The 6,173-nt window shown below is 59.6% G+C and carries 7 protein-coding genes; 2 read left to right on the plus strand and 5 right to left on the minus strand.

Annotation, left to right across the window (positions count from 1 at the left end):
* Positions 1–101 precede the first annotated feature (101 nt).
* The 5 genes from PMI34_RS00540 to PMI34_RS00520 all read right to left on the minus strand — a co-directional run bounded on the left by PMI34_RS00540 (position 102) and on the right by PMI34_RS00520 (position 2,798).
* Entirely contained in the window at positions 102–509 is a 408-nt protein-coding gene (locus PMI34_RS00540; protein ID WP_008054184.1) for a hypothetical protein, read from the minus strand.
* Positions 510–881 (minus strand): hypothetical protein, encoded by a 372-nt coding sequence (locus PMI34_RS00535; RefSeq protein ID WP_007898892.1) that lies wholly within the window; start codon positions 879–881, stop codon positions 510–512.
* On the minus strand, positions 878–1,219 hold the full coding sequence (locus PMI34_RS00530; RefSeq protein WP_008054186.1) for a helix-turn-helix domain-containing protein: 342 nt from the start codon (positions 1,217–1,219) through the stop codon (positions 878–880). Before PMI34_RS00530 ends, PMI34_RS00535 begins: the two co-directional genes overlap by 4 nt.
* 114 nt (positions 1,220–1,333) lie before the next feature.
* On the minus strand, positions 1,334–1,789 hold the full coding sequence (locus PMI34_RS00525; protein WP_008054187.1) for a YkvA family protein: 456 nt from the start codon (positions 1,787–1,789) through the stop codon (positions 1,334–1,336).
* 292 nt (positions 1,790–2,081) lie between these two features.
* Positions 2,082–2,798, minus strand: a complete 717-nt coding sequence (locus PMI34_RS00520) for an FKBP-type peptidyl-prolyl cis-trans isomerase (RefSeq protein ID WP_008054188.1) — start codon at positions 2,796–2,798, stop codon at positions 2,082–2,084.
* A 269-nt stretch (positions 2,799–3,067) separates the two neighbouring features.
* Here PMI34_RS00520 and PMI34_RS00515 point away from each other — a divergent pair, with 269 nt between their 5' ends.
* Positions 3,068–4,870 carry a di-heme-cytochrome C peroxidase gene (locus PMI34_RS00515; RefSeq protein WP_008054189.1) on the plus strand — a complete coding sequence of 601 codons (1,803 nt, stop codon included), beginning with the start codon at positions 3,068–3,070 and terminating at the stop codon, positions 4,868–4,870.
* Positions 4,871–4,898: 28 nt separating this feature from the next.
* Positions 4,899–6,035, plus strand: coding sequence for a catalase family protein (locus PMI34_RS00510; RefSeq protein ID WP_008054190.1), 1,137 nt, complete (start codon positions 4,899–4,901; stop codon positions 6,033–6,035).
* Positions 6,036–6,173 lie beyond the last annotated feature (138 nt).

Consider the following 6,173-nt stretch of genomic DNA (forward strand, 5'->3'; position numbering starts at 1 on the left):
TGTACACAGTCAACAAAAGACAAGCCGCCTTCGCGAGCAGGCCGCCTTGCAGACAGGCGCAGGACAATTCCCCAAATAGCCATCCCCCCGCCAGCCCAGGGTTATAGCTCAGACTCGCGAGACGCCAGCTCTTGCAACTTGATCGGCGCCAACGGATGCCCGGCTTTCGCCGCGATCTCCCAGAACCGCGCGGCTTCAAGCGGATCCGGAGCCTTGCTCGCCGTCCCGGCCAGACTGATCACCCCCACTTGATACGCCGCCTTGCCATCGCCCGCCAGCGCCGCCAGGCGCAACAAACGTACGCCCTCCTCACGAGCACCCAGGCCGACGCCGCGAAACGCCAGGATGTGCCCATAGAAGCTCTGGGCGCCGACATTGCCCAGGTTGGCCATGCGTGCGAACTGGCCCTCGAGCCAGCGCCAGCCTCGTGGCTGACGGACAAACCATGACCAGTGGAACAATCGGCGCGCGAGCCAGTAACCGGCCCGCGCCTTGAGTTGTAAAAACACTCAGGCCTCGGCCGATTCCGGGTATTCGTACTCGAACACCCGCACCACTTCCGACGCATGCCAGGACGCGGCGGCAACGCCGTCCGACGGCCCGGAAAAACGCCCGAGACGCTCGACACATTCAAAGAATCCGGTGCGCGGCAAGCGACTGGCGCCCTGACTGATCACCAGTGAACTGCGTAAAGGCTGCTCCGCCCTGGCGTCCAGGGCCGCCAGATGCTCAAGGGCCGCCGTCAGGGTCTGCATGGCCGGGGTCGGCAGCTGCAAACGCTCCAGCAATGCCCGATACGTCAACAGATGGCGCTGGCGACGCGCCTGATCCAGTTCGCCCAGCAATCCGTCCCAATGTTGACGACTGATGCGTACGCTCACGATTCATCCCTCCACCCTGGCACCGTCAATTCCCAGGCCAGACTACGGCGAATCGCAGCGTCGGGCAGACGCTCGCCGCTTTCGATCATGGCCAGGTAAGACGGGCTGATGCCTACCGTGCGGGCCAACGCCTCAATGGCGATGCCCTTCCCCTCGCGCAAACTGCGTAGTTGATCCAGACCCGGAAGAATCGCGTCCGGTGTTGCCGCCTGGGCCTTCGTGGCTTGAAGCGACGCTTGCTCCTTGATACCCGCTGCTTTCAGTAATGCCTGATACTGAGCCCATGGCAGAACCGCATATTCGGGCTCGCCTTCGCGTGTAATTATCTGAATATCCATCACTACCCCGTAGGACAACAACACTTAGCGAGTCAGCACTTTTCCCTAGAAGTGTAATCCTAACAGCGGCCAAGGTCGCGGGGGACATCAATCTGTGAACGGGTCAAAATCGACTCAGTGCTTTTTCGGGCCTTGAAGTTGAAGTTGCTCGGGGGTAGCAGGCAGACGCTCAACCACCGCGAGCTTCTCCGGCACCTGCCGTTTGCGCCAGACGCGGAAGGCATTGAGTTCGTCGTCGAGCACTTTCATCAGCCACGCCAGTACCGCGATGTCATCGAACATGCCAAATAATGGAATGAAATCCGGGATCGCATCCACCGGACTGAGGAAATACATCAGGCCCGCGACCACCGAAATCAGCGCCTTGGGGCTGATGGCGCGATACTCACCACGCCAGTAGGCCAGGCAGAGTGCCTGCAACAGCTTCAAGTCGTCCTTGATCTTGCCCAACCGGTTGCCCTGGCTTGCGACTTTACTGGCGACCGCGAACAACAGGGTCGGCAATCGACCGCGTGCCAGCAGGCGTCCGGCCAATGGCAGGAAACGAGCGAAACTCCAGGGTGCTTTCATCATTCCTCCCGTTGAAATGTTATCCACACAAATTGTGGATAACCTTGTGAACAGAGCTGCTTTTCATCGCTGTAAGCCCCGTTTTACAAGGCCTGCGTTCAGATCGGGCGTTTTTTACTCATCAAAAAAAACCCATAATTTCATTGACTTGGCGGCCTTGTGCGTCTACCGCCGACACTACTATGCCTAAGACTCCGGCCTAGAGCGTCTGTTCGTTTTGTTTACCCCTGCCGAACGCCAGATGCAACAACGCCCCGCATGAGCGAGGCGTTGTTATCGAAGCGGGCGCTGGTTACTTGGCAGCGGCGTCTTCTTTTGCCGGGTCCTTGATGGCCAGCAGTTCCAGGTCGAATACCAGCACCGAGTTGGCCGGAATCGCCGGGCTCGGGCTTTGAGCGCCGTAAGCCAGGTCAGCAGGGATGTACAGCTTGTACTTCTCGCCAACGTGCATCAGTTGCAGGCCTTCGACCCAACCCGGGATCACACCGCTGACAGGCAGATCGATCGGGCTGCCGCGCTCGACGGAACTGTCGAATACGGTGCCGTTGGTCAGCTTGCCGGTGTAGTGAACGGTCACTACGTCAGTCGGCTTTGGCTGAGGGCCATCGGCTTTCTGCACGACTTCGTACTGCAAGCCCGAAGCGGTGGTGGTCACGCCAGTCTTCTTGCCGTTTTCTTCGAGGAATTTCTTGCCGGCGGCAGCCGACTCTTCACTCATCTTGGCCATGCGTTCTTCGGCACGCTTTTGCAGTGCGGCGAACGCCTCGACCAGTTCTTCGTCTTTGAGCTTCTGCTCTTTCTTGCCGACGGCGTCTTCGATGCCCTGGGCTACAGCCTTGGAATCCAGGTCATCCATGCCTTCCTGAGCCAGGCTCTTGCCCATGTTCAGGCCAATGCCGTAGGAAGCTTTTTGCGCCGGAGTTTTCAGCTCTACGCTGGTCTGCGAATCACAACCCGCGAGTACCAGGCCAACCAGGGCTACCGCCGCCGCCAACCGATGCTGTTTCATGCTATTTCCTTGTTCATGCGCCTAAAGGGCAATCGAGTAAAGCCGCGAGCTTATCAGGCCGCCACGACCAATGGCTACCGGCATGAGAGCCGGAAACATTTGATAAGTTCAGGTGTTTAAACGCATTTCACAATTCGGCTGATGAAGCTTCTTTCATCTTGATCCGACGCAGACTGATTCCTGAACCTACAACATCTGGCGTAATGGCCTCTTGCCGCACCTTCGGCACTCGGGCATAACAGCATGATAATTCGACAAGGATGTTTATCTTGCGCCTCTTCTTTCGCTTGCTGGCTCTCGTCGCAGTACTGCTCGGACTGGTCATGGCCGTGGTTCTGTACTACGTCGCCAACCCGAAACTGCCTGCCTGGTCGCCTGCGCAACAGGTGCATTACCTGGAACAATGGAGTGCAGCCGATCGCGAGACCTATTACTTCACCCCCCAGGGCACTCAAGTCAAAGGCTTGCGCTACGACTGGTTCACCGCCCTCGAACTGCCCTTCTCGCAACAACGCTTCGCCGCCCCCGAATACCTCGCCCGCTTCGGTTTTCTGGTGGACCCCGGCCAGAAACCGACACCGAACAACCCCGGCAACCTCCCCGCAGGCTTTACCCGGCATCAGAATGCGGGAAGCACGGATGTGTTTCTGGATATCACCTGCGCGGCCTGCCACACCGGCGAACTACGCTTCAAGGGTCAAGCCGTACGTATCGACGGCGGCTCGGCGCAACATGTGTTGCCGTCCAGTGTTCCTACACTCAAAGGCGGCAGTTTCGGACAGGCTCTGGTGGCCAGCCTCGCCTCCACTTACTACAACCCGTGGAAATTCGAGCGCTTCGCACACAACGTGCTCGGCCAGGACTACGAGACGCACCACCAACAGTTGCGCAAAGATTTCAAATCCTCACTGGATACGTTCCTCAAAGTGGCCTGGAACGACACCCATCGCGGGCTCTATCCGACCGAGGAAGGCCCCGGGCGCACAGACGCCTTCGGGCGCATTGCCAACGCCAGCTTCGGTGATGCGATATCTCCCGACAACTACCGCGTGGCCAATGCCCCGGTCGATTATCCGCAGTTGTGGGACATCTGGACGTTCGAATGGGTGCAGTGGAACGGCTCGGCGAAACAACCGATGGCTCGCAACATCGGCGAAGCGCTGGGCGTCGGCGCCACGCTGAACTTCTTCGACAAGAACGGCCAGCCGCTGACGGGCGATGCCCGCTATCCCTCCAGTGTCCGCGTGCGCGATCTGCACCTGATCGAAGAAACCCTGCAACGACTCGCGCCTCCAGCCTGGCCGGAAGAACTGTTGGGCGCGGTCGACAAACCCCTGGCAGCCAAGGGGCGCGCCTTGTTCGCCGAAAACTGCGCAGGTTGCCATGTACCGCGCACCAGCCAGGGCGAGGGGCGATACGTCCAGCACCTGAAAATGCTCCCGGTGAATGACATCGGCACCGACCCCGGCGCGGCCAACAACATCGCCGACCACCGCTTCGACCTGACAGCGCTGCAATGGAAGCAGGCGGAACTGGAAAAGCTCGATGTCGAGCCAAAACCCGACGAACCAATGGACCTGAGCAAGATGTCCGTGGCCAAGGGACTGGCCTACGTCACCGCATTTGTCCAGGACCGCGCGTATCAAGACGCCAATGTCACCCCTGCCGAGCGTCCTGAAATGGACGGTTTCGGCCTGCCAATCGGAGTGCGCGAATTGCGCTCGTACAAGGCCAGGCCATTGGCGGGTGTATGGGCGACAGCGCCGTTCCTGCACAACGGTTCGGTACCGAACCTTTATCAATTGCTGTCGCCTCAGGATGAGCGTGCAACCACCTTCTATAAAGGCACGTTCGAATACGACCCGGGACACCTGGGTTACCGCACCGAAGCCTTTGCCAACGGTTTTCTGTTCGACACGCGAATCACCGGCAACCACAACAGCGGCCATGAATTCCGTGCCGGCAAACTCGGCAATGGCGTAATCGGCCGCGGGTTGCAGCCGCAAGAACGCTGGGCACTGCTGGAATACTTGAAAGTGCTGGGCGGCCCGCTGGAAGCGCAATTGCCATGACCACAGCTTCAGTCAGGAGGACTTTCCCATGCTGATAACACTCTGGCTGCGCCTGGGCGCCTTCCTCGCCAGGCTGTTGCTGTGGTCACTGGGTCTTGGCTTGCTGGGCTGGGCCCTGGCCAGCGCCTGGTTTGCCTGGCAGCATCGCGGACCGGTCTCGGCGCAGGAGTTGATTGCGGACGACGAAGCCGCGATGACCCGGGACATCATCCAGACCGCCGTGCGCATCGTCGATCAGCACCGCGAAAGCACCCGCTACCTGCGCGACGCCCATGCCAAGGCCCACGGCTGTGTGAAGGCCGAGGTTCAGGTGCTGCCGCAACTGCCAGGCGAATTGCGCCAGGGCGTGTTCAGCGAACCGGGCAAAACCTGGCAAGCGACGATGCGCCTGTCCAACGGCAATGCCTACCCGCAGTTCGACAGCATCCGCGACGCCCGGGGCATGGCGATCAAACTGTTCGATGTGCCTGGCAAGCAACTGTTGAGCGACCGGCAGGGGCAAAGCGAACAGGACTTTGTGATGTTCAGCCACCCGAACTTCTTTGTCAGTAATGTCGCCGAATACCGTCAGAACGTCGCCGCACAGGCTGACGGTAAAAAAATGATGGCGTTCTTTCCGGGCTGGGATCCGCGTTCGTGGCAGGTTCGCCACCTGTTTATTGCGCTGGCGACGTTGTCTCCTGCTCCATCGAGCCCAACCCGGACGACGTACTTTTCGGTTTCACCCTACAAATTCGGTGAGGCCAATGGGAAGTTCCGGGTCATGCCCGATCCGGATAACTGCCCGGCCTACAACCTGCCGGAACAGAATCGCAAGTTGCCGAACTTCCTGCGAAATGCGCTGAACCAACAGCTGTCGACCGACCGGGTGCCTGCGTGTTTCGCCTTGCAGATCCAGCGACAGGACGCCAACAAGTACATGCCGATCGAAGACACCAGCATTGAATGGCGCGAGAGCGATGCGCCCTTCGAGACGGTGGCGCGGATCAAGGTGCCGGCGCAGGACTTCGACACACCGGCGCTGAACCTGCAATGCGACAACCAGTCGTTCAATCCCTGGTTCGGCGTCGAGGCGCACCGTCCGATTGGCGGGATCAATCGCCTGCGCAAGGCCGTCTATGAAGCTGTCAGCGACTACCGGCACAGCCGCAACGCCGAGCAATAAACCGTCAGAAATGAAAAAAGCGACCCCACAGTTAATGCCAGTCAGTTAAGCGGTAATGCGATCTGTAGCAGCTGCCGAGCCCGCGAGGCTGCGTTCGGCTGCGAAGCAGTCGTAAAATCAGTCATTGCGGTACGTCAG

Origin of the sequence: Pseudomonas sp. GM74, from assembly GCF_000282455.1 — a bacterium.
In the GTDB taxonomy this organism is placed as follows: Bacteria; Pseudomonadota; Gammaproteobacteria; order Pseudomonadales; family Pseudomonadaceae; genus Aquipseudomonas.

Coding starts and splice junctions, on each gene's coding strand:
- PMI34_RS00530 (WP_008054186.1), bottom strand. CDS start 1,219: ATGGATATTCAGATAATTACACGCGAAGGCGAGCCCGAATATGCGGTT.
- PMI34_RS00525 (WP_008054187.1), bottom strand. CDS start 1,789: ATGAAAGCACCCTGGAGTTTCGCTCGTTTCCTGCCATTGGCCGGACGC.
- PMI34_RS00520 (WP_008054188.1), bottom strand. CDS start 2,798: ATGAAACAGCATCGGTTGGCGGCGGCGGTAGCCCTGGTTGGCCTGGTA.
- PMI34_RS00510 (WP_008054190.1), top strand. CDS start 4,899: ATGCTGATAACACTCTGGCTGCGCCTGGGCGCCTTCCTCGCCAGGCTG.